General features: G+C 67.8%; 26 protein-coding genes. 9 read left to right on the forward strand and 17 right to left on the reverse strand.

What is annotated here, in order from left to right; genetic code table 11:
• Positions 1-2 precede the first annotated feature (2 nt).
• Genes ACFQDH_RS15360 through ACFQDH_RS15370 form a run of 3 tightly spaced genes read left to right on the forward strand, consistent with a single transcriptional unit; the run spans position 3 to position 2,943 of the window.
• Positions 3-605, forward strand: a complete 603-nt coding sequence (locus ACFQDH_RS15360; RefSeq protein WP_382403268.1) for a proton-conducting transporter transmembrane domain-containing protein — start codon at positions 3-5, stop codon at positions 603-605.
• Between the two features lie 26 nt (positions 606-631).
• A complete protein-coding gene (locus ACFQDH_RS15365) occupies positions 632-1,492 on the forward strand; it encodes a complex I subunit 4 family protein (RefSeq protein WP_382403269.1) in 861 nt (286 codons plus the stop codon).
• Positions 1,489-2,943 (forward strand): NADH-quinone oxidoreductase subunit N, encoded by a 1,455-nt coding sequence (locus tag ACFQDH_RS15370; RefSeq protein WP_382403271.1) that lies wholly within the window; start codon positions 1,489-1,491, stop codon positions 2,941-2,943. Before ACFQDH_RS15365 ends, ACFQDH_RS15370 begins: the two co-directional genes overlap by 4 nt.
• 46 nt (positions 2,944-2,989) lie before the next feature.
• Here ACFQDH_RS15370 and ACFQDH_RS15375 read toward each other — a convergent pair whose 3' ends face one another.
• The 4 genes from ACFQDH_RS15375 to ACFQDH_RS15390 form a co-directional block, all read right to left on the reverse strand.
• Positions 2,990-3,499, reverse strand: a complete 510-nt coding sequence (locus ACFQDH_RS15375) for a hypothetical protein (RefSeq protein ID WP_382403272.1) — start codon at positions 3,497-3,499, stop codon at positions 2,990-2,992.
• 205 nt (positions 3,500-3,704) lie between these two features.
• Positions 3,705-5,285 (reverse strand): multicopper oxidase family protein, encoded by a 1,581-nt coding sequence (locus tag ACFQDH_RS15380; RefSeq protein WP_382403273.1) that lies wholly within the window; start codon positions 5,283-5,285, stop codon positions 3,705-3,707.
• 142 nt (positions 5,286-5,427) lie between these two features.
• Complete coding sequence (locus tag ACFQDH_RS15385; protein WP_382403276.1) at positions 5,428-6,048, reverse strand: YdhK family protein; 621 nt, start codon at positions 6,046-6,048, stop codon at positions 5,428-5,430.
• 108 nt (positions 6,049-6,156) lie between these two features.
• Positions 6,157-6,402: a hypothetical protein gene (locus tag ACFQDH_RS15390; protein ID WP_382403277.1), complete on the reverse strand. Its 246-nt coding sequence runs from the start codon at positions 6,400-6,402 to the stop codon at positions 6,157-6,159.
• 124 nt (positions 6,403-6,526) lie between these two features.
• Here ACFQDH_RS15390 and ACFQDH_RS15395 point away from each other — a divergent pair, with 124 nt between their 5' ends.
• Positions 6,527-7,222 carry a response regulator transcription factor gene (locus ACFQDH_RS15395; RefSeq protein ID WP_382403278.1) on the forward strand — a complete coding sequence of 232 codons (696 nt, stop codon included), beginning with the start codon at positions 6,527-6,529 and terminating at the stop codon, positions 7,220-7,222.
• A complete protein-coding gene (locus ACFQDH_RS15400) occupies positions 7,219-8,346 on the forward strand; it encodes a sensor histidine kinase (protein ID WP_382403279.1) in 1,128 nt (375 codons plus the stop codon). Before ACFQDH_RS15395 ends, ACFQDH_RS15400 begins: the two co-directional genes overlap by 4 nt.
• Before the next feature lie 61 nt (positions 8,347-8,407).
• Here ACFQDH_RS15400 and ACFQDH_RS15405 read toward each other — a convergent pair whose 3' ends face one another.
• Positions 8,408-9,130 (reverse strand): methyltransferase domain-containing protein, encoded by a 723-nt coding sequence (locus ACFQDH_RS15405; RefSeq protein WP_382403284.1) that lies wholly within the window; start codon positions 9,128-9,130, stop codon positions 8,408-8,410.
• Between ACFQDH_RS15405 and ACFQDH_RS15410 the strand changes: the two genes are divergently transcribed.
• Positions 9,120-9,617, forward strand: coding sequence for a MerR family transcriptional regulator (locus tag ACFQDH_RS15410; RefSeq protein ID WP_382403285.1), 498 nt, complete (start codon positions 9,120-9,122; stop codon positions 9,615-9,617). The two genes, ACFQDH_RS15405 and ACFQDH_RS15410, sit on opposite strands and share 11 nt — an antisense overlap.
• A 97-nt stretch (positions 9,618-9,714) precedes the next feature.
• Here ACFQDH_RS15410 and ACFQDH_RS15415 read toward each other — a convergent pair whose 3' ends face one another.
• The gene (locus ACFQDH_RS15415; RefSeq protein WP_382403286.1) at positions 9,715-10,572 is read right to left on the reverse strand and encodes a M23 family metallopeptidase; all 858 of its coding nucleotides are present in this window, start codon (positions 10,570-10,572) and stop codon (positions 9,715-9,717) included.
• A 118-nt stretch (positions 10,573-10,690) separates the two neighbouring features.
• Between ACFQDH_RS15415 and ACFQDH_RS15420 the strand changes: the two genes are divergently transcribed.
• Complete coding sequence (locus tag ACFQDH_RS15420; protein WP_382403287.1) at positions 10,691-11,290, forward strand: DUF2752 domain-containing protein; 600 nt, start codon at positions 10,691-10,693, stop codon at positions 11,288-11,290.
• A 75-nt stretch (positions 11,291-11,365) separates the two neighbouring features.
• Here ACFQDH_RS15420 and ccsB read toward each other — a convergent pair whose 3' ends face one another.
• The 10 genes from ccsB to ACFQDH_RS15470 all read right to left on the reverse strand — a co-directional run bounded on the left by ccsB (position 11,366) and on the right by ACFQDH_RS15470 (position 18,337).
• Positions 11,366-12,379, reverse strand: coding sequence for a c-type cytochrome biogenesis protein CcsB (gene ccsB, locus ACFQDH_RS15425; protein ID WP_382403289.1), 1,014 nt, complete (start codon positions 12,377-12,379; stop codon positions 11,366-11,368).
• On the reverse strand, positions 12,379-14,013 hold the full coding sequence (resB, locus tag ACFQDH_RS15430) for a cytochrome c biogenesis protein ResB (protein ID WP_382403290.1): 1,635 nt from the start codon (positions 14,011-14,013) through the stop codon (positions 12,379-12,381). The genes ccsB and resB overlap by 1 nt, the downstream gene beginning before the upstream one ends.
• A 3-nt stretch (positions 14,014-14,016) precedes the next feature.
• A complete protein-coding gene (locus tag ACFQDH_RS15435) occupies positions 14,017-14,760 on the reverse strand; it encodes a cytochrome c biogenesis CcdA family protein (protein WP_382403291.1) in 744 nt (247 codons plus the stop codon).
• On the reverse strand, positions 14,757-15,383 hold the full coding sequence (locus ACFQDH_RS15440; RefSeq protein WP_265446234.1) for a TlpA family protein disulfide reductase: 627 nt from the start codon (positions 15,381-15,383) through the stop codon (positions 14,757-14,759). Before ACFQDH_RS15440 ends, ACFQDH_RS15435 begins: the two co-directional genes overlap by 4 nt.
• The gene (locus ACFQDH_RS15445; RefSeq protein WP_382403293.1) at positions 15,380-16,270 is read right to left on the reverse strand and encodes a prolipoprotein diacylglyceryl transferase; all 891 of its coding nucleotides are present in this window, start codon (positions 16,268-16,270) and stop codon (positions 15,380-15,382) included. Before ACFQDH_RS15445 ends, ACFQDH_RS15440 begins: the two co-directional genes overlap by 4 nt.
• Before the next feature lie 4 nt (positions 16,271-16,274).
• Positions 16,275-16,514, reverse strand: coding sequence for a hypothetical protein (locus ACFQDH_RS15450; protein ID WP_382403294.1), 240 nt, complete (start codon positions 16,512-16,514; stop codon positions 16,275-16,277).
• Between the two features lie 127 nt (positions 16,515-16,641).
• Positions 16,642-16,794 (reverse strand): hypothetical protein, encoded by a 153-nt coding sequence (locus ACFQDH_RS15455; RefSeq protein ID WP_382403295.1) that lies wholly within the window; start codon positions 16,792-16,794, stop codon positions 16,642-16,644.
• A gap of 168 nt (positions 16,795-16,962) precedes the next feature.
• Positions 16,963-17,952, reverse strand: a complete 990-nt coding sequence (locus ACFQDH_RS15460) for a M56 family metallopeptidase (protein WP_382403296.1) — start codon at positions 17,950-17,952, stop codon at positions 16,963-16,965.
• A complete protein-coding gene (locus ACFQDH_RS15465) occupies positions 17,949-18,101 on the reverse strand; it encodes a hypothetical protein (RefSeq protein WP_382403297.1) in 153 nt (50 codons plus the stop codon). The genes ACFQDH_RS15460 and ACFQDH_RS15465 overlap by 4 nt, the downstream gene beginning before the upstream one ends.
• Positions 18,101-18,337, reverse strand: a complete 237-nt coding sequence (locus ACFQDH_RS15470) for a BlaI/MecI/CopY family transcriptional regulator (protein ID WP_382403299.1) — start codon at positions 18,335-18,337, stop codon at positions 18,101-18,103. The genes ACFQDH_RS15465 and ACFQDH_RS15470 overlap by 1 nt, the downstream gene beginning before the upstream one ends.
• Positions 18,338-18,445: 108 nt before the next feature.
• On the opposite strand from ACFQDH_RS15470, the gene ACFQDH_RS15475 reads away from it, so the two are divergent.
• Positions 18,446-19,372 (forward strand): beta propeller repeat protein, encoded by a 927-nt coding sequence (locus ACFQDH_RS15475; protein WP_382403304.1) that lies wholly within the window; start codon positions 18,446-18,448, stop codon positions 19,370-19,372.
• Between the two features lie 194 nt (positions 19,373-19,566).
• A complete protein-coding gene (locus ACFQDH_RS15480; RefSeq protein WP_382403307.1) occupies positions 19,567-20,097 on the forward strand; it encodes a DUF3105 domain-containing protein in 531 nt (176 codons plus the stop codon).
• Between the two features lie 95 nt (positions 20,098-20,192).
• Here the strand turns inward: ACFQDH_RS15480 and ACFQDH_RS15485 are convergent, their stop codons facing one another.
• Positions 20,193-20,879 (reverse strand): DUF305 domain-containing protein, encoded by a 687-nt coding sequence (locus ACFQDH_RS15485; RefSeq protein ID WP_382403309.1) that lies wholly within the window; start codon positions 20,877-20,879, stop codon positions 20,193-20,195.
• Between the last annotated feature and the right edge of the window lie 8 nt (positions 20,880-20,887).

Raw genomic sequence — 20,887 nt, forward strand, 5'->3', positions numbered from 1 at the left:
CGTTGCTGTCCCTGTTGATACTTCTGCCCGCCGCGGTCGCCGCGGTGCTGCTGCTGGCCCGGGTGCCCGATCGGGCAGCCCTGTGGGCCTGGTTGGTGACCGGTCTGGTGACGGTCGGGCTCAGTGTCGGCATGTGGGCTGCATACGTGCACGGCCACGGGCCGGGGCAGTTCGGGTTCGCCGAGCGGGTGCCGTGGATGCCGGGTGTCGGCTCCAGCTATCACGTCGGGGTCGACGGGCTGAGCCTGCCGCTGCTGGCGCTGACCTCGGTCGTTTTCACCGCGGCCGCGGTCTACTCGCTGCGCGAACGGCAGCAGCCCCGTTCGTACGCGGCGTTGTTCCTGGCGCTGCAGACCACCAGCCTGGGGGTGTTCTCGGCGCTGGACCTGATCGTGTTCTTCGTGTTCTTCGACCTGTCGATCGTCGGCATGTACTTCGTCATCGCCGGCTGGGGGCACGGCCCCCAGCGGCGCCGGTCCGCAATGTTGTTCTTCCTCTACACCTTCACCGGCTCACTGGCGCTGCTGCTGGGGTTCATCGGCCTGTATGTCGCCTCCGATCCGCACACCTTTGACATCACCGAGCTCGCCGCGCACCCCCGCTGACCGGGACCGGTGCGGCCGGGCCGCTGGTGCTGGCGGCCATCGCACTCGGCCTAGCCATCAAGACCCCGACGATCCCGTTCCACTCCTGGCTACCGCCGGCACACACCGACGCGCCGGCAGCCGGGTCGGCGGTGCTGGCCGGGATCCTGCTGAAAATGGGCACCTTCGGTTTCGTGCGGATCGCGATGCCGCTGCTACCCGAGCAGTGGCGCACCTATGCCTGGGTGTTCGTCGGGGTCGGCGTCGCCTCGGTCCTCTACGGGGCGCTGGTCGCCCTGGCCCAGGACAACTTCAAACGGCTCATCGCCTTCACCAGCGTCAACCACATGGGCTACATCCTGCTCGGGCTCGGCGCCGCCGGCCTCGCCGGTGACACCCACGCCCGGTCGGTGGCCGTCACCGGCGCCATGGTGCAGATGGTCAGCCACGGGCTGATCACCGCCGCCCTGTTCCTACTGGCCGGTGTACTGCTGGACCGCGGCGGCAGCTACGACCTGACCCGGTACGGCGCCCTGGCCGGGCCCGCGCCACGGTTCGCCGCCCTGACGACCATCGCGGCATTCGCCAGCCTGGGCCTGCCCGGCTTCAGCGGCTTCATCGCCGAGTTCCAAATCCTCGCCGGCAGCCTCGGCCCGGCCACGCCGGCCGCCGCAGTCGCCGCGCTGGGCATCGTCCTCACGGCCGGCCTCTTCCTGTGGTCCATCCACCGGCTCTTCCTCGGCACACCACGCAGTCCCTCGGTCACGTTCGCGGACCTGTCCGCCCCCGAACTGTGGGCCATCCTGCCGCTGCTGGCCCTGTCCGTGCTGATCGGCGTCTACCCCCAGTCCCTGCTCGGCGTCCTGACACCCGCCGCCGACCACCTCATCACACTGGTCGGCCGGTGACCGCGCACGAAGACCCGGCCGCGTTCGCCCCCGAGCTCATCCTGCTCGCCGGTGCGGTGGTCGCGTTGCTGACCGGCTCGTTCGTCCACCAACGGCAGCAGTGGGCGGCCCAGCTGGTAGCCGCCATCGCGCTGGCCGGGTCGCTGGTGGCCGGCGCCACGGCGGGCGCTTCGGGGCAGACGCTGTATGCCGGCAGTTACGCGATCGACGCCGCCACGTTCGCCGCCCGGCTCATCGTGCCCGCCGCGGCGCTGCTCGTGCTGGGCCTGTCTGCCGGGCGGGTGCGCGGCAGCGCCCGGGAGAGCGAGTTCGCAGTCCTGGTGCTGCTGGCCAGTCTCGGTACCATCCTGCTGGCCGGCAGCACCGACCTGCTGTTGCTCGCGGTGGCCTATCTGCTGGCGTCCATCCCGCTCTACGCCCTCGCCGGCTGGGCCCGTGACCCCGCTGGCGCCGAAGGGGCGCTGAAGACCTACCTGTTCGGTGTACTGCTGGGCATCGTCATGTTCCTCGGGATCGCGGTGCTGTTCGGGCTGGCCGGATCCACCTCGTATGCCGACCTGGCCCAGCGCCTGCCCGGCGCCCCACCCGCGGCCCTCGCCCTGGGAGCGGTGGCGGTGTTTGCCGGACTGCTCTTCAAAGCCGGCGCGGTCCCGGTGCACTTCTGGGTGCCGGACGCCGTACAAGGTGCCACCACCGGTGCCGGGGCCTTCCTGACCACTGTCCCCAAAATCGGGGCGCTGCTCGCCCTGTACCGGTTCGTGCTCGTCCTACCCGACGACGCCATCAACTGGCGACTGCTGCTGGCACTGCTGGCCGCGGCCAGCATGACCCTGGGTAATCTCGCCGCCTTCCGGCAGGACGATCCGGCCCGACTGCTGGCCTACTCCACCATCAGCCAGGTCGGCTACCTGCTCATGGTCGTCGTGGTCGCCGATCCGGTCGCCGGCTCCGCACCGCTGGCCGCGCTAATCCTCTATCTGGCGGCATACGCAGCAGCCAACCTCGGCGCGTTCGCCGTCATCGCCGCACGCCCCGGGCTCTCCACACTGACGGACTACCGCGGGCTCGCTCGCCAGAGCCCAGCCCTGGCCGGCGTCCTGGTGGTCAGCCTGTTGGCCCTGGTCGGTACCCCACCCACTGGCGTATTCACCGGTAAGCTCACCGTCTTCGCCGCCACCTGGGACGGCGGCTGGGCATGGCTCGTGGTCGTCGCCGCCGTCAACACTGTCGCCAGCCTCTACTACTACCTGCGTTGGATCGCTCCCGCGTTCGCCCGCCCCGACCCATCCGCCGGATCAACTGGCGGAGCGGTGGCCGAAGGAAGCACGCCGGTAGCCTGGCCTGCGCGGTGCGTGATCGCCGCGGCGGTCACCACCGGATGCCTGGCCCTGCTGATCGGCATCGTGGCCGACGGCGTGCTGGACATCGGATCGGCCGCTATCAAGTGGTGAGGACCCAGGCTCGCCGGCAATCCGGCGCATCTGCGCTCTCGGCGGGCTACTTCACGTAGCTGACCACGGCCATCATGCCGCGGTTCGCGCCGCTGGCCGGCCGGGGCCAATGAGAGGCGCACACGAACCCCGCCGCCTGACGGCTGGACCGCGGCCGCTGCCAGGAAAGGGCGGCGGCCGCGTGGGTCTCGGCTTTGGCTCTCGGTGTCGGTGTCTTGGCCATCGACCAGACGCCCAGCATCGATCTCGTCGATGTGCAGATCGCGGCGCCCTTGCCCGTGTATTTGGTCGGCGCTAGGTCGTCGGCTCGGCGAATCAGCGTGTATTGGAAGTTGCCGTAGCCGGCGGTGTTGCCGTTGAACTGGAACGAAGTCAGCCGGAGCCGTTCCCCGGCCTCGTGGCGGCCAGCGAAATATCGCTCGAGTCCGGCCCTGTCCTGAGCGACGGAGCCGATCCGTTGTCCCGGACCGTCGGTGCTGTACCAGTCGAAGCCGTTTCCCTGCCCCGCCCAGATCCGCTGCAAGGTCGGTTGGTCACCGGCGTTGAATGCCCGCATGAACCCGATTACCAGCTTTCGAACTGTCGTGTCCGTGCATGCACCGTTCGACTCGGATCGGGAGGGGTCGTGCGCCGAGGGCGTGTCGGCCGAGCCGCTGGCTGTACAGGCGGCGAGCAGGAGTGCAACAACGGTCGCGATGGCGATCGTGGGGCCGCGGCATATCGGCTGCACGAGTTCCAGTATGACCGGCCCCTCGACCGGGCTACTTCACGTAACTGAGCACCGCCATCATCCCGCGGTTCGCGTGGTACGCGTTGTGGCAGTGGGTCAGCCACTGACCGGGGTTGTCGGCGTCGAAGAACACCGACACCGTCTGCATCGGCTTGACGATGACCGTGTCCTTGCGCGGACCCGTCGCCCCGACCTGGAAGGTGTGCCCGTGCAGGTGCATCGGATGCCACATCATCGTGTGGTTCGCGTAGTCGATCCGCACCCGTTGCCCCGCTCGGATGTCGTAGGCGGTGGCAAACGGGTTGGCCTCGTCGAATTGCCGGCCGTTGATGCCCCAGTCGTACTTGGCCATCCCGCCGGTCAACGCGAGCGTGTGGACCTGGTCGACCGGGCGGTCGGCAAGCTGCACGGACGGGTCAGCAGTCGCCGAGCCGGACTGGATGACCTTGCCGGTCAACGTCTTCGGCACGCTCGACATTGTCGGGCGAGCCCCGTTCCCGGACTCGAGCACTGCGAAGGTGCGGCCGGCCTTGCCTTCGGCCAGCGCCACGAACGGTACCGGGTGGTCGGGCACCGTGATCAGTGCGTCGACCCGTTCGCCCATCCCCAGCACGATCGCGTCCACGCGCTGGTGCTTGACTGGGAAGCCGTCGGTGTGCGTCAGTGTCATCGGCACCCCGGGCAGGCCGACCCGGTAGGCGGTGTCGCCGCCGGCGTTGATCACTCGCAACCGGATGCGCTGCCCGGGCTTGGCCTTCAATGTGTCCGGGCGCATCGGGTCGCGCCCGTTGATCAGATGCACCGGGTAGGTGACGTCGCCGGCATCGCCGCCGAGGAACGAGCTGGTCGTGCCACCGCCGCCCTTCCCGGACATACCCGACATGCTGGGCATCGGCATTCCAGACATGCCCGACATGTCGTGGTCCATCGCCATCCCCTTGGCCAGTTGCGCAGCCTGCTTGGCCGGGGTGCGTCCCTTGATCCCATCCAGCCAGTCATCCACGATTAGGATCCACTCCTGGTCGTAGGACAGCGGCTCGTGCGGGTCCTCGATAATCAGTGCGCCATACAGGCCCCGATCTCGCTGCAGTTCCACATGCGAGTGATACCAGTACGTGCCCGGGTGCGCGGTCTTGAACTTGGCCGTGAATGTCCCGCCCGGCTTGATCGCCGACTGGGTCAGCCCGGGCACGCCGTCCGCGTCGTTGCGCAACGCCAGCCCGTGAAAGTGCGTCGTCGTGGCTTGGTCCAGTCGGTTGCGCTGGGCGACCGAGAGGGTGTCTCCGACGCGGGATCGCAGCACCGGCCCGGGCAGTCGGTCACCGTAGCCCCAGGTGCTGACCTGCTGCCCGTTGATGCTCGCCCGCATCGGGGCCGAGGTCAGCGAGGCTCGCACGGTCCGCCCGCCTCCGGGCCGGGCATCCTCGGCCCGCTGAACCGCACCGCCAGTGGGCGAGACCCGCGCGCCCGACGAGGTCGAGCCAGCTGGGTCCTGTGGGGGAGAACCCGACCCGGACGCGCTGCATCCGGACAGAATGCTGGCGCCGGCCGCCAGGCTGACGCCGAACAGGCCGCGGCGGGACAACTGCAGTGATTTCGCTGTGGCGCTCATGACTCCATCCTAAAGATACCCCTAGGGGGTATTTGCGCCGGGGTGCTCAACCTTCTGCGAGTGAGACTCCAGCGGCAAGGCTGAGCCATCGCTTGAAGCCCGCCTGCTGGCTGCAATTCGTGACGCTGGAGGGATCCTCGGGTCACTTGGCCGGCTTCATCTCATCCTCGACTACCCACTTGTGGTTCTTCATCGTCATGCCGCCGGCGGTGTAGTCCACGACGTAGACGGTCTGATCGGTGGAGCTGGCGATGGTGCCGTGCGCGCCCTTCATCCCGGACATGTGGTCGGTGGTGAGGACCACCTTCGTACCGTTGGCGAGGCGTTTGCGGCCGGCGTCCTGGAGTTCTTGCTGGACCACCCATTTGTGGTCTTTGACCATCGACCCGCCGGTGGTCGGGGTGTAGTTCACCGCGTAGGTGAACGTGGAGTAGGCACCAACGACAGAGGCGCGCGCACCGTCCATGCCTTCCATGTGGTCAGCGGTCAGGATCACTTTGCTGCCGACTGGGTACTTGGGGTCGGATGCCGGCTTCATCCCCGCCGGGACGGGACCGCCGTCACCGTGGTCCATCGCCATCGAGGACGCGCTGGTCGGCATGGAGGATGAGCCCATCGACATACCGTCCATCGCGGTACTGGGGGCGTGATGACCCCCTGAGGCAGCGGGGGACGACGAGTTCGAGGAGCAGCCAGCCACCACCGTCAGGCTGGCGGCGGCAGCAAGGGACAGCAGGACACGGGCACGGCGGGTAGGGAACAACGAATTTCTCCTTCAAGAACTTCTATTGGTTGGCTGGCGGAACCGGCTCGGTATGGCGCACGCCCGCAAGATGCTGCACGCGTCAAGGGGCACGTCGAACGATCGTCATCACTGCGGTCTCGCCGTGGTCGATGTTGTGGTCGTCGGCCGTCCCGTTTCCGGGCGGTTGGCGAGATCCCGCCCGGAACGGCAGTCGTCATGCCTCGATCGAGTTGGCGCCATCTTGCCGTTGGGCGTGGCCTGTATCAGGCAGGCCGCCGCGTAGGCCACCAACGCCCAGAGCGCCAGCACACAGGTCAGCAGCAACGCCCAGGCCCAGCCGGTCATGCCGGTGTCGCGCCACCACCACATCATGACGTCCACGATGTACCCGCGATGTTGCGATCACACCGGTTGGACCCTGAAGAAACGATCAAGAAACTGCCAGCAGCCGACGTCCGGTGGCGGCGGTTGCGGAGCCAGCGGCGATGATGGGTGCATGGTCGAAGCTGTCCGAACGGTCCTGGTCGTCGAGGATGAGAAGGACCTGGCCGCCATGGTGGGCTCCTACCTGGAACGCGGCGGGTATGCCGCGCCGTTGGTGCACACCGGACCGGATGCGATCGACGCCGCCCACGGCCTACAGCCGGATGTCATCGTCCTGGACCTGGGGTTGCCCGGTCTGGATGGCGTCGAGGTGTGTCGGCGGCTGAGAACTTTCACCGACTGCTACATCCTGATGCTCACCGCCCGCGCCGAAGAAGTCGACACGATCGTCGGCTTGTCCGTCGGCGCCGATGACTACCTCACCAAGCCGTTTCGCCCCCGAGAACTCGTTGCACGCGTTCAAGCCCTCTTACGCCGGCCCCGGCACCAGGCCCCGTCCGTTGCGCAGCTGCGAGTCTTTGGATCCCTGGCGGTTGACCCGGCCGGCCGGCGTGTCACCCTGTCCGGCGAGCCTGTCGTGCTGACCCGCACCGAGTTCGACATCCTGGCGCTGCTGACCGCCTCACCTGCGCTGGCATTCGCGCGTCGCCAAATCATTGATGAGGTGTGGGACCCGGCCTGGGTTGGCGACGAGCATGTGGTCGATGTCCACATCGCGCATCTGCGCAACAAGCTGGGTGACGATCCCGTCGAGCCCCGGTATATCGACACTGTGCGCGGTGTCGGCTATCGGATGGTCACGCGATGAAGCAGCCAGCTACGCGCGGTAGTGGTCCGGGCATCGCCACTCGGCTCCTGCTCGCACAGGGGCTGGTCGTCACCTGCGGCGCGATCACGGCCGCCGGGGTCGCCGCGATCGTGGGGCCACCATTGTTCCATCATCATCTGCTGATGGCGGGGGAGAGGCCGAACACCCCCGAGTTGAGGCACATCGAGCGCGCTTACACCAGTGCCAACACGATTGCGCTCGGCATGGCCGTCCTCATCGCGCTGATCGCCGCTATCGCCGTCACCTGGTATCTGTCCCGCCGGCTGACTCGCCCGGTGGTGCAACTAGCGGCTGTCGCCGAACGCATTTCCCACGGGGACTACAGCGCCCGGGCGGCGCCGGCGGCCGCGGGTCCGGAGCTGGCATCCCTGACAGGGACGTTCAATCAGGTCGCCGAGCGCCTGCAACACACAGAGTCCACCAGGCACCGACTCCTGGCCGATCTCGCCCACGAGCTGCGCACCCCGATCGCCACGCTGGAGGCATACCTCGACGGTCTCGACGACGGCGTCACCGGGTGGGGCCCGGAGCCGGCACGGGTCTTCCGGGACCAGATCACCCGGCTGCACCGACTCGCCGAGGATCTCAATGACGTATCACGTGCCGAAGAAGGCGAACTCGGTCTGGTCCTCGAGTGCACTCCCGTTCAAGTGGTCGTCCAGGCGGCGGTCGAGAGCTTGAGCCCTCGGTACGCCGGCAAGGGTGTCCAGCTGCTCAATGCCATCAGAGATGGCGCTGACGCCGAGGTTCTCGTTGACTTCCAGCGGTTCGCCCAGGCACTGACCAATGTGCTCATCAACGCGTTGCGCCATACTCCACCCGGTGGCGACGTGACCGTCCAGACCACCATCGACACGGTGTCAATACGAATTTCCGTGATCGACACCGGCGACGGCATCCCCGCCGACCAGTTACCGCACATCTTCGAACGCTTCTACCGCGGGAGTCTTGCGCGCGACCGTGACAGCACCGGCAGCGGCATCGGGCTCACCATCTCTCGCGCCATTGCCCGAGCCCACCATGGAACGCTCACCGCCGACAGCGACGGTCCCGGCACCGGCGCACGCTTCACCTTCACCCTGCCCCGTCGGCCGCGTCATTGATCTCGTCCTCACGCACACGCGTCCGCCTGATCGCAGGTGACCGGGGTTGCCCGAGGTCACCTCATCGCGTCGCCGCAGCGACCCACACGGGCAGGCCCACCGAGAACCGGTCCTGTGCAGCACGCTGCTGTTGATCGCGAATGAAGTCGAGCGCCTCGCTGGCCGTTACAGCTCCCGTCGAAGCAGCGGCTTGGGCGAAGCCGATGGCTATGTCGACCATCGAGGGGTGGATCAACGCGCCGAGGAAGCCCTGGACAGCCACCTCAGCGAAACCGCCATCAAGCAACAGACTCCGGTATTGACGGGCCGGGCGAAGGCTCGGAATGGAGTCCGCTCGCGCCTGGACGATCGCTCGTGACAGGCCGGCATCGTCCGCATCGATCATGACGCCATCCCAGTCCTGACCGACCAATACGATTCTGCCTCCAGGGGCAAGGACGCGATGCGCCTCGGACACCGCTCGTCCAGGGTCGGCCAGCAGGTGGAAAACCTTGTCGGCCCGGTACGCCGTCACCGAGCCCCCGGATAACGGTAGGTGCTCTGCTACTCCTCGGCGTACGTCCAACTCCGGCCACCGCGATGAAGCGGTCTGCACCATCAAGTGGTCGGGATCCAGCGCAATGGTTCCGGAAGCTATGCGGGACATCTCGGCAGCCGCCAGGCCGGTGCCGCAGCCCACGTCGATGACTCGGGTGCGGTGATCGAGGGCCAGGAGTTCGTAGGTGAAGTGTCGGATGCGGATGGCTTCGGGCACCTCGTCCGCAAGGTCGAGCATGCGGATCATCGACGTTGTCGTGTGTCGCTGGGCTGCCGTTGGTGATGGTCTCGTTGACATGACGATGAGGATCATTCTTAATGTCGACATGAAGTCAACGGCTGCCGGTTGGACCATAGGCGAGCTGGCTTCCCTGTCCGATGTCGCTACGCATGTTCTACGTCATTGGGAGTCCGAGGATCTGCTGTCGCCACGGCGGTCTGCCGCTGGCCACCGCCGCTATCGGCCCGATGATGTGTATCGGGTGGCAACGATATTGCTGGCCAAGGAGGCCGGGCTGGGGCTATCGGAGATCCGAGCGATGACTACCGGATCGTCACAGCAGCGGACCTCCGTCCTTCATGCGCATCGTGCTGAACTACAAAACCGCATCGCAGCAGCCCAGGCCTGCCTCGCCCTGATCGAGTGCGCTCTGGAATGCAACCACGAGAACATCGTGACGTGTCCGCACTTTCGTGCCGCTGTCGCGCACCGAGTCACGGCCCTGCAACGCTGACCATGTCTGTGGTCACCACCGGATGCGTCCACCGGCGACCGTGGTTCGTCCCCGCGCGGACTCATCGAGCGCGACCGTGCGCCGGGTCAGCTCCGTGCTAGAAGATGCCGCGCGTACGCAGCCAGGGCAACGGATCAATCGCCGCGCCGCCGATGTGGATCTCCAGATGAAGGTGCGGTCCGGTGGAGTTCCCACTGTTGCCCGAGTAGGCAACGACTTGGCCTGCGGACACCCGGGCGCCGGGTGCGACCAGTTGCCGGGACAGGTGTGCATAGACGGCGCCGACGCCGTTACCCACATCGATCGCCACCCGCAGGCCCTCCCCGCCGTTCCATCCGGCGGCAGCCACCACGCCGTCGTGGAGTGCTCGCACCGGCGTACCGATGGGTGCGGCGAAGTCGTCACCTTGGTGATACGTCGAACCGATACCACCGGGTGAGACCCGGGAGCCGAACCCGGAGGTGAATGTTCCGCCGCATCCGGCGATCGCGCACACCCATTCGGGGTGAGGGCGGCCGGTGCTGCGGCTTGTCGTGGGGTGTTCTGCGGGTTGCTTGGTTGCCGTCTCAGGAGCGGGCGTTGGCCTGGCGGCGGAAGGACGCGGCGCGTTCGTGCTGCTGGGCGTGGTCCGAGTCTGATCCCGGGACGCGGCCCGGTCTCGTGCCGCCGCTGTCATCGGGGCCGTCGTCGACGCGCGCCGATCAGCGGCCGACATGCCCTCTCGCGTTGCTGCGGAATCGACCGACTGTCGTTGAGTCGCGACAGCTGCCGGGCGACCCCCGCTCTGACCAATCAGGCCCAGCGGCGACGCACTGGCCGCGACCCCGGCGGCGACCGCGGACGCGGTGGCCGCGGCAACCACCGGTATGGCGACCTTGTGACGAGCGAGCGTGGTGCGTGCGCGGTGACGACCCACCGAGGAGTGCGCGCGGTGTCGCCCTGCGTAGCTTTTCAACGATTTCTACCTCAGCTGATGGACGTGGGCTGCGTAGCCGCACGGGAAAAGGGTACCGAGCATTGACTGGCCGCACGGCAGCGCCTTGGCGCTCCACCGGATGCGAGAGTCGGCGTGCGTGACCGCGTCGGCTCAGCCATTTCTTGGACGACATCGGGACCGTTCTACGGGCTATCACGCCTGCGGCCACGTGATCGTGATGATCGGTAGCGTCGGCGACGAAGAAACCGAGTCGGATGCTTTACCGTTGGGAGGCGTGGTGCTCAAATCTGGTGCTCCTGAGGGAGTGCCCGCCGTCTCGATGAGGATCGACCGGTCCGACCAGATGCTGTTACTCAGCATCACGGGTGTCGCCGGGCTGGTCGTCGCAGTAATGATGGCTGTCTTCGGCCTGCCGCCGGTCGACATTCACAGTCCGTTCCACGACGCGGGCATTATGGATCCGCTGTGCGGCGGGACCCGGGCAGCGCGACTGACAGCTCAAGGTCATCTGCAGGCGGCGTGGCGGTATAACCCGCTAGGGATCCTGGCCACGGTAACGGCGGCGTTGGCTCTGGCGCGGTTCCTGGTCGGTCTGGCGACACACCGCTGGATCGCAGTTCGTTGCGCCTGGACCCCGAGACGTCGACGTGTCGCCTACGCCATCGCGATCGCCGCGATGGTGGTCCTGGAGTTCCGGCAGCAGGGGCGCGCGGATCTACTGATGCAGCGGCACTGACCCGCCAGGGTGCGGCGTACGACAGGTTGATCAATTTCGCGGCCAGGTGTGTTCGGTAGGTCATTGGGCTTTTCGTTACATGCCGGAGTAGTTGTGCATGCCGGCGAAGGTGGACGACAGATTGACCAGGGTGAAGTTGGCCACCACGGCCAGGTATCCAGCTAGAGCGATGTAGGTGGCGCGCTTGGATTGCCAGCCGGCGGTGGCGCGGCCGTGCAGGTGTGCGGCGAACACGATCCAGACGATGAAGGTCCAGACCTCTTTGGGGTCCCACTGCCAGTAGGCGCCCCAGGCTTCCTGCGCCCAGATGGCTCCGGTGATGAGGGTGAAGGTCCACAGGATGAAGCCAACGATGTTCATGCCGTAGGCGGCGCGCTCCAGAGTCTCGGCATCCGGTACGACGGCGAGCAGCCGGTGTCCAGCCATAGTGGGGTGGGTGTGGCGGCGGCGCTGGGCCAGTTGCAGCAGGCTGAGCGGGAACGCGATGGTGAAGAATCCGACGGCGCAGATGGCGATGGTGACGTGAATGCCGAGCCAGTAGCTTTGCAGCGCCGGCAAGAGTTGGGCGGCGCCGGTGTAGAACAGCAGCACGGCGGCCATCAGCGCGGCCAGGATCAATCCGGTGACGAATGCCCCAAGCCATTCCCAGTGTCGGCGTCTGGCCAGGGCCGCGTAGACGGTGGCGGCTGCCGCGCTGGCGGCGATGGTGAATTCGTACATGTTGCCGTTGGGCGGTCGCATCACGGTGATGCCGCGCAGCACGACCGCTGCCAGGAGGCAGGCGGCGCCCAGGTACGTGAGGTTGACCGCGACGGCCGCGATTTGCCGGGCGTGCCTGGAGTCGCGGGGGTCGGATGCTGCGGCTGCCAGCGGCGACTGCTCGGGGGTCTCGAAGTGACCATCGGCGGCAGCCAGGTGATGGCTTCCGGACACACTGACCGGCGTGCGGGCCTCAGCCACGATCGCGGCTCCCAGGGGCCGGGTGCGGGCGGCCATGTAGAGCGCGAAGCAGATCAGTGTGACGGTGAACAGGCCCATGGCGGTGTAGACGGCCAGGTTGGCGTACGGGGCAAGCGCGGGATGGATCATTACAGTCTCCTGTCGGGGGGCGCCTGACTGGTCAGGCGTGCGATGTGGTCGGCGAGCTCGTGCACCACGGCGGTGAGGGTGGGGTCGGTGCCTTTGGCCAATGCCCCGATGGTCACCACGGCGCCGGGCTGGTCCCCGGCGCTCGGGTCGGGTGTGACGCGGATGAAGACGCGGCGCCGCTTGACCAGCAGGGAGGTGATCAGTCCGGCGGCCGCGGCCAGTGCGGCCAGCAGCGTGAGGGTCTTGCCGGGGGTGTGCCGCACCGACAGGCCGGCCCAGCGAACCGTCCGGTCGAAGCTGATCGAGCCGCGCCCGTCGGGCAGCTGGACGGTCTGCCCGGGTGCCAGGCGAATCAGCAGCGGAGCCCCACCAGGTTTGGTCAGCCGTTTCATCTGGCTGGTGTCCAGCGTGTACACGGACTGTGGTGCGTTGCCGGGGAACAGGTTCCCGGTCCACACCGATGCCACCAGGACCGGGTTGCGCAACCCGGGGAACAGGGAGGTGGGTCCACGAGTGAAGTTCTGGTCGGCGGTGGGCAGGAACAACCCGTCCAGCCCCAGCTCCTGGGGTGCGGCGGTGGTTACTTTGACGACGCCGGTGGACAGGTAGTTACCGTCCTGCGGCAGGAACGGGGTGGCGTCCTGGTAGACGACCGCGCCCTTGGCGTCGCGGACGGTGAGGACGGGTGCGTACCCGTTGCCCAACAGGAACACTTCCGCGTCGCCGATCCGCAACGGGCTGTTGACCGCGATCTGCGCCGGGTGTGGCCCGCCGGTGCCGGTGTCCACGGTGGCGTCGGCCAAAAACTTGCGCGGCTTGCCGAACTGGCTGCCGCCGACCTTGTCTTCGAAGGTGACGTTCATCTTGGTGACGTTCAGGTTGAACGAGGGCAGGTCCGCCGGGTTGACCAGTGGCCCGGCGCTGAACGTGTCCAGGGAGCCCAGTGCGGTGGAGAAGCCGCTGCCTTCGGGAACGATGACATCGGCGCGCCAGCTCCACAGGTGACCGATGGCCACCCCGACGATGACCAGGCACAGGCCGATGTGGAACGCCAGATTGCCGGTCTCGCGCAGGTAGCCGCTCTCAGCGGACAGGGTTGCCCGGTCGTGGCCGTGAACGCGGAACCTGCCGCGGCTCTTCCCGAGTCGGCCGGGCCGGCCGCGCAACGCCTGGCGGGCCGCCCCCAACGCCTGCTCTGCTGACACGGCGGTGACGATGTGGGTGTGTGCGGGAAGGCGGTCCAGTCGGCGCGGTGGCTTCGGTGGCCGGGACGTCAGCGCGCGCAGGTGGACTCGGGTGCGGGGCAGGATGCAGCCGATCAGTGAGATGAACAGCAGCAGGTAGACCGCGGAGAACCACGGGGAGGCGTACACGTCGAAGAAGCCGAGCCGGTCCATCCATGGCCCGCTGCCTCGGTGCGCGGCCAGGTACCGGGTGACTTTCCCGGCGTCGATGTTGCGCTGTGGAAACACCGATCCGGGGACCGCTGCGACGGCCAGCAGCAGCAGGAGGAACAGCGCGGTGCGCATGCTGGTCAGGTTGCGCCATACCCACCTGCCCCACCCGAGCGGTCCGAGTCGGGGCTGGCGTACGTCACCGGCGCGTGGCTTCGCGCGGGCGGGTGCGGTGGCCATGATCTACAGCACCGTCTGGAATTGGGACACCAGCCGGGACTGGAGCCAGGTGATCGCGACTTCCCAGACGCCGGTCACCATCAGGGTCCCGACCAGGGCCAGGGCCAGGCCGCCGGTGACCTGGATCGGCCGATGGTGCACGCGTAGCCAGCCGCTCACGCGTCCGGCGCGCTGGTAGGCGCCGGCCATCACGATGAAGGGGACCCCGAGGCCGGCGCAGTACGCGGCGGCAAGGGCGGCGCCGCGGGTCACGGTGTGGGCCTGCGCCGATAGCGGCGCGGCCATCGCGAGGATCGCGGCCAGCGCCGGTCCCTGGCACGGGCTCCAGCCGAGTCCGAAGACCGCCCCCAGCAGCGGGGCTCCGGCCAACCCGGCCGCGGGTCGCCAGGACGGTGCCCGGGCGAACCGGCTGCCGACTCCAAGGAACAGGACGGCCATCACGAGGACCAGTGCGCCGCCGATCCGCAGCAGCAGCGGCTGGTGGACCTGCAGTCGCAGGCTCAGGGCGGAGACCGCAACGGCCGTCAGTAGGTACACGCTGGAGAAGCCGGCCACGAACAACACCGCGCCCAGGAGCATCGGGGATCGGCGGCGGTGTTCCAGCGCGACGTCGGACAGCCCGGTGATGTAGCCGAGGAACCCGGGCACAAGTGGCAGCACGCACGGGGAGGCGAACGAGACCAGCCCGGCCAGCACCGCCACCGCCAGCGCCAGCGCGAATGGTCCCGCGGCCAGCTGCTGGATCACCGGGTACCTGCGGCCGGTGTGCTGGGGATGACGTCCTGCACGAGCCCGACCAAGGTCGTCGCGTCAACCGGGCCCAGCACCCGGGCGGCGATCCGGCCCTGCTGGTCCAGCACCAGGGTGGTCGGGGTCGCCGGGGCCATCCCGTGCAATGCCAGCAGTGACTTGCCGCCCTCGTAGGCAAGTGACGGGTAGGGGATACGGTTCTTCACGACGAAGGACTGCGCCGACGCCGCCGATTCCTTGATATCCACGCCGACGAACGCGACTCCCGGTCGGGCGGCCCGCAGACGGGTGTAGGCCTTCTTCAAGTCCGGCGTCTCCTGGATGCACGGTGGGCACCAGGAGCCCCACACGTTGACCACGACGCCTCCGGTGCGGCCGGCCAGCGACCAGGTGGCCCCGTCGATGGTCGCCCCGGACAGCTGGAGCGGCTTGCCTCGGTCAGCCTGTGCGATCTGGGCGACGGTTCCGTCGCCGGCGACGTACCCCTTCTGGTCGCCGCCCTGCGCTTGCGCCGCGACCGAGTCCGGGTTGGTGGTGCCGCAGCCGGCCAGCGCACCGGTTCCGGCAAGGCCCAGCACGGCCAGCAGCATGTGGCGCCGGCGCACAGCGGGCCGATTCACGTCAGGCGCCGGGGTGCGCAGCGCAACGACCGGTCCCGGGTGTACAGCCAGCCGATGCAGGCCACGCCGGCCAACGCGAGCACGAACGCGGCCAGTTGCGTGCCGGTCATACCCCACAGTGGCCGCTCGTCGACGGCGCGGGTGGCGTCGATCATGAGCCGTTGGGTGGCGTACCCGATGACGAACAGGGCGAACACGGCGCCTTCCGGGTGCGGGCGCCGCACCAACAGCCACCAGAGGAAGGCGGCGAGGATCAGGGCACCGACAAGGTCATATGCCGGTGTCAGGTGGTAGCTGCACCCGGCGAAAAACCGTCCGACGTCGGCGCAGGATTCCCCAACGCCTGGGGGGCGCGCGGGGCTGGGGCCGAACCCGGGTGCCAGGTCGGCGCCGAACGGCACCCGGTATGCCAGCGCGAACGCCGAGGTGGTTGGTTTGCCCAGGTGATCGGTGAGCAGCAGGTCGCCAACGCGACCGATGCCGATGGCCAGCGCGATTGCCGGGGCGGCAAGATCCAGCACGAGACGTAGCGGCAGGTGGTTGTGGTGTAGCACCAAGAGGGCCACCGTGATCGCGACGATCAGCCCGCCAAACAGGGCCAAGCCGCCGTTCCAGATCTGTAGCACGCTGCCGACGGAGTCGAACTGGCCGGGGTGAGACAGCACGAAGTCAACACGGGCTCCCACGATTCCCGCGGGTATCGCCCACAGGATCGCCCGCTCTAGCACATCCCATGGCAGGTCGTTCCGGCGCGTCAGCCGCCGCAGGACCCAGTACCCGACGAAGATGCCCACCGCCGCGAGAAGTCCGTGCGGGGAGATCCCCAAAACTCCCGGCACGGGCCGGTAGCCGATGCCCAGCGCCGGGTTGAGGGATGGCGCGCTCATCGGTTCATGCCTTCGGCTCCGCCCGGCCGGCCAGGATGGCCCCTGCGAACGCAACGACGGCGGCGGTGGGGTAGCCGACGGTCAGGTCGGTCCAACCGGAGGGGTTGCCGCCCATGTGCATCACCGCGTGCACGGCCGCGATGACGAGGCCGATGAGCATCAGCGCCTGGCCGAGCCGCACGAGCCGTCGGTGCCGTCGCCAGCGGGCAGGCATGGACGGTGGGGCAGGTGGGCTGTCGGGCATCCGGGATCGCTCCAGTCTGGGGTGTGTGCTGATATCACCGAGGGCACCGGGCGCTCGGAAGCCGGGGCGCGCCGTGGATCCACGTGTTTGCTCGGCTCGGGCTGCGGACCAGGTTGTTGGAGGGCGTCTAGCGCTTGTCCAGCAGGACACCATCGCCATGCGGTGGGTAACCGCCGAATTGGGATTGCCGCAACCGGCTGACCTCGGCGCGCAGCTGCTCGATCTCATTGCCTGACACTGGGTCGGCACTGGGGCTCTGGGACCGTCCCGGGCGCATCATCAGCCACATCATCAGCCCCATCCCAACGGGACATGCCAGGACTGGTAGGGCGTACAACCAATTCATCGCTGAGCCTCTCCATGAGTCGTTACGCAAGAACCATACACGAAACAACTAAGGAGATTAGTAGTAATCGGGGCGACGCCCGCAGCCAGCGGCACGAGGCCCTCATCCGGCCGCGCTGGGCATCGAGGCGGCAGCTACGGGCGTGCCAGTTGGGCAGTAGTCCATCTGGGTCGCCGACGCTGCCGGACCTACCGCCACCGCTACCGGCAATAGCAGCATCCCTATGGCCGCCGATGCGACCAGAGCCGTGCTGACGCGGCCTAGCGGTCTGTGCGGGTTGATGAGGCGACGGACCCTCGCCCCGGCGGTCGAGCCGCCCGCAGCCAGTGCCGCAACTGGCGCGGACGCGCTGCTCAGTGTCAAGAGGGCGTCAGCGAGGGCGAGACGGTTCCCGTCGTGGCCGATAGCCACGTCGTCGGCTAGCAGTTCAACCAACCGCGCGCTCTCGGCACGGGCGGTCGCAAACAGTGGCACCCGAGGGAACGCCTTTGCGGCTGTCTGTGACCACGCGAGAACCAGATCGTGCCGCTGCCGTGCGTGGGCTTGCTCATGGCGAAGCACCAGCGTGAGTTGTTCCTCGGTCAGGAGCTGCAATGCGCCCGAGGTGACGACGATCCGCCGATGGCGCCCGGGCAGGCAGTACACCGCTGGCTGGTCGGCGCTCAGCACTACGGCACCCAGGCCGGGAACCGTCGTACCGACCAGGTCCAGGGCGGTTCGATGGCGGGACCTGCGGCGGCGCGCGTCCGCCAGCACGACGGTGAGGCACCAGGCCAGCCGTCCTAGGACGGTTGTCATCAGGATTGCCCCCGTCGCGGCAGCTGCCGCCCCGCCGGGCGACGAGTACTGGGCGCTCAGCGCCATCGCGCATGCGCGCAGTAACTCTGCGAGGCCTCCGCTGACGCTGGCGGTGGGAATCAGCAGGGCGACGCCAGCGAGGGCAACCGCTGCCACGACGGACACGGTCAGGCATTGCCACGCAACAATTGCCAGTCGCGGCGCCCGGTCGCTCCAGCCGCCGGTCAAGAGCATCCAAGGGCCGACCATTGCGGCCATGGCGGCGTAACTCAACAGAACTACCGCCGTGGTCATTGTGCGCCCCCGGAATCAGGACCCGAGCGGTCGGAGCGGGCGGCCTCGAGCAGCGTGCGAAGTTCGGCGGACTCGACGGGGTCCATTTCCTCTACCAACCGCACCAGTACGGCCGAGCGGTCCTTGGCCTCGGCGAGGGCTTCACCCATCAGCTGTGCGACATAGTCCTCCTGCTGGCCGCAGCGGCGTACAGGTTGGCCCTCCCGTGCTTGCGTCGGGTCAGCCATCCCTTGCGAAAGAGGATGTCCATCACCGTCTGCACCGTGGTGTATGCCGGCACCGGGCTGCGCTGGAGTTCCTCCAGCACATCCCGGACTCGGACCGGGTCGCCGAGCGCCCACACTTGGTCCATGATCGCGGCCTCCAGGTCGCCAAAGCGCGGCATCTGCAGGACTCCTTCTCCAGTCGTAGACTTCGTGTGCACATCCTAAGCGGCTTAGGCAAGAGCGCCGACCCGCCAAGCACTTCCTAATCAGCCTAGTAGAGTGTGCGCGTGCCTCATCTCAAGCGAACCATCCCGACGACCTTGGCGGCCACGACCGGCGGCCGGACCCGCCGCTGGATGTGGCTGGCGATCGGTGTGGTACTCGCGATTGTCACCGGGGTAACAGCCCTGACTTTCGCAGCGTCGAGGTCTCGGTCGGCGGCTGACAGCCAGGCGGGCACACAGATCGGCGGAGACCTGCACACGGTCTTTTTCAACGGCGACACCCTGTACGTGGGAGGTCATGACGCCGTGGTCACCTCAACGGATGGGGGCCAGCACCTGCGACCGATTGCGTCGCTGACCGGCGCTGATGCTATGGGCTGGGCCTCCTCAGGGAGCAGCCTGCTTGTCGGTGGTCACCCGGGCCTGTTCCGCTCGGTGGATGAAGGAACCACATTCACCAAGGTCACGGCGCCAGTCTCCGACGTGCACGCCCTCGGCGGCGCCGGAACAATGCTCTATTTGGGGTCCCCGCAAGCCGGCTTGTTCGCCTCCGAAGACGGCGGCCGCACCTGGGATCTGCGCACTGCGCGTCAAGGGCAGGACTTCATGGGCACCATCCTGGTCGACCCGAAGAACCCCTCCCGCGCCCTCGCACCCGACATGGCAACCGGGCTGATGCGCACCGTCGACGGTGGCCGCACCTGGCATCCCGCTGGCGGCCCGGTCGGCGCCCTGGCGGCCGCCTGGAACCCCGCTGACACCCGCCAACTCGTCGTCGTCGGCATGACAGGTGCCGCTACCAGCCGCAACGGCGGCGCCACCTGGCAACCGTTCAGCGTTCCAGCGGGAACCTCCGCCGTCACCTTCGGCCCCGGCGGCACGGTGCTTGCTGGAGTCCTGCGGGACCAGCGCGCGGTGATCTACGCCAGCAAGGATCAGGGGAAGACGTGGTCGGGAACGGCCAAGTCGGCGCCCCGCACTGGTGGCTGACTGCGAATCAAGCGCCACGAACCCGCAGTTGTGACCGGCCTCCGCACCCAACTGCCGCCCACCGCACCAACCGACGATCACACGAGAGACCCGAGGCGATGACACCACGGAAATCAAAACCGGACCTGAGTGCCCGACAAGTTCGCCTGGACCAGCTGCGGCGGCAACAGAGCACCCAGTCCCGCCGACGCACAATGATGTGGGTCGCAGCGGTCGTCGCCGCGCTCGTCGTCGTGGGCGGCGGGGCTTCGTGGGCCGTGCTCGCCAACCGGCCCGCGCAGGTATCACTGGGGGCAGTCAAGACCTACCCGGTATCCCGACCCGGCCATGTCACCACCACGGTGCGATACCCGCAGACGCCCCCGGTCGGAGGCGACCACGACCCCACTTGGTTGAACTGCGGCATCTACTCTGCGCCGGTGCGAAACGAGAACGCCGTCCACGATCTTGAGCACGGAGCCGTCTGGATCACTTATCAACCATCGCTGCCCGCCGCGCAGGTCAAGGCGTTGCGGGAACTGGTCGGTGGGCAGACGTACCTGACACTTTCGCCGTACCCAGGCCTACCCGCACCAGTGGTCGCGTCTGCGTGGGGTGTTCAACTGCGGCTGCCGACCGCGACCGATAAGCGGCTGCAGGCGTTCGTGTCCAAATACAAGCAGGGTCCCCAGACCCCCGAGCCTGGCGCTCCCTGCACCGGCGGCACCGGGTCGCCGGTGAAATGACGCCTCGGACCGGTTGGGCACGAGGACGGCTCGCGCATTGACTTGCGGCCCGTCGCGCTGGCCTAGCAGTGTCCCTCAGCCGAGCACTGGCTTCGTCACAGCGTCGCGCGCAGACGGGACATCTGAGCAATCTCGGCCCGTTGCGACGTCTCGATCGCGGCAGCGAGAGAGTCTACGGCGGCGTTATGGGTAAGGGGCTGGATGGCCTCGGCCATCGTGACTCCACCACGGTGGTGGGCGATCATGAGTGTCAGGAAGCGTCGGTCCGCGGCCGCGCCGACGAGAGACCGCAACTGGCTGAGCTGCGACTCCGACGCCATCCCCGGCATCCTTGGACCCCGATGTGTCGCTGTCTGACGGACGTGAGTCGTCGGCATCCAGGACATCGGTGGCTGTGTTGCCGCCTGAGGTAACCGCCATAGCTCGAGCCATCCGAACATTTGGCCGGCCTGTTGTTGCTGGGTGCTGATGACGTCGTAGGCGATCGTCCTGATCGTTGGATTCTTGCTCTTGTCCCGGATGATGAAGGCCATCTGGACGGCCTGGGAGTGGTGGACCTGCATGTCGCGGGCAAAGCCTGCCTCGGCGCTGTTGCCGTCGGGCACGGCGTGGCCGAGGCGATAACCTATGACGCCTGCTAACAGAGCCGACAGAACAGCTGCCGTGACGCATCCCAGAAGCAGCGCCCGCCAACGAACCGAGGTCGTGACCGACTGCGTCTCCGCGCCCGTTCGCGGGTGCAGCGGTGTGCCGATCGAGCTGCCGGCGTCGTCAATGATCATGCTTTCCG

Source organism: Flexivirga alba (assembly GCF_042661025.1).
Classification (GTDB): domain Bacteria; phylum Actinomycetota; class Actinomycetes; order Actinomycetales; family Dermatophilaceae; genus Flexivirga; species Flexivirga alba.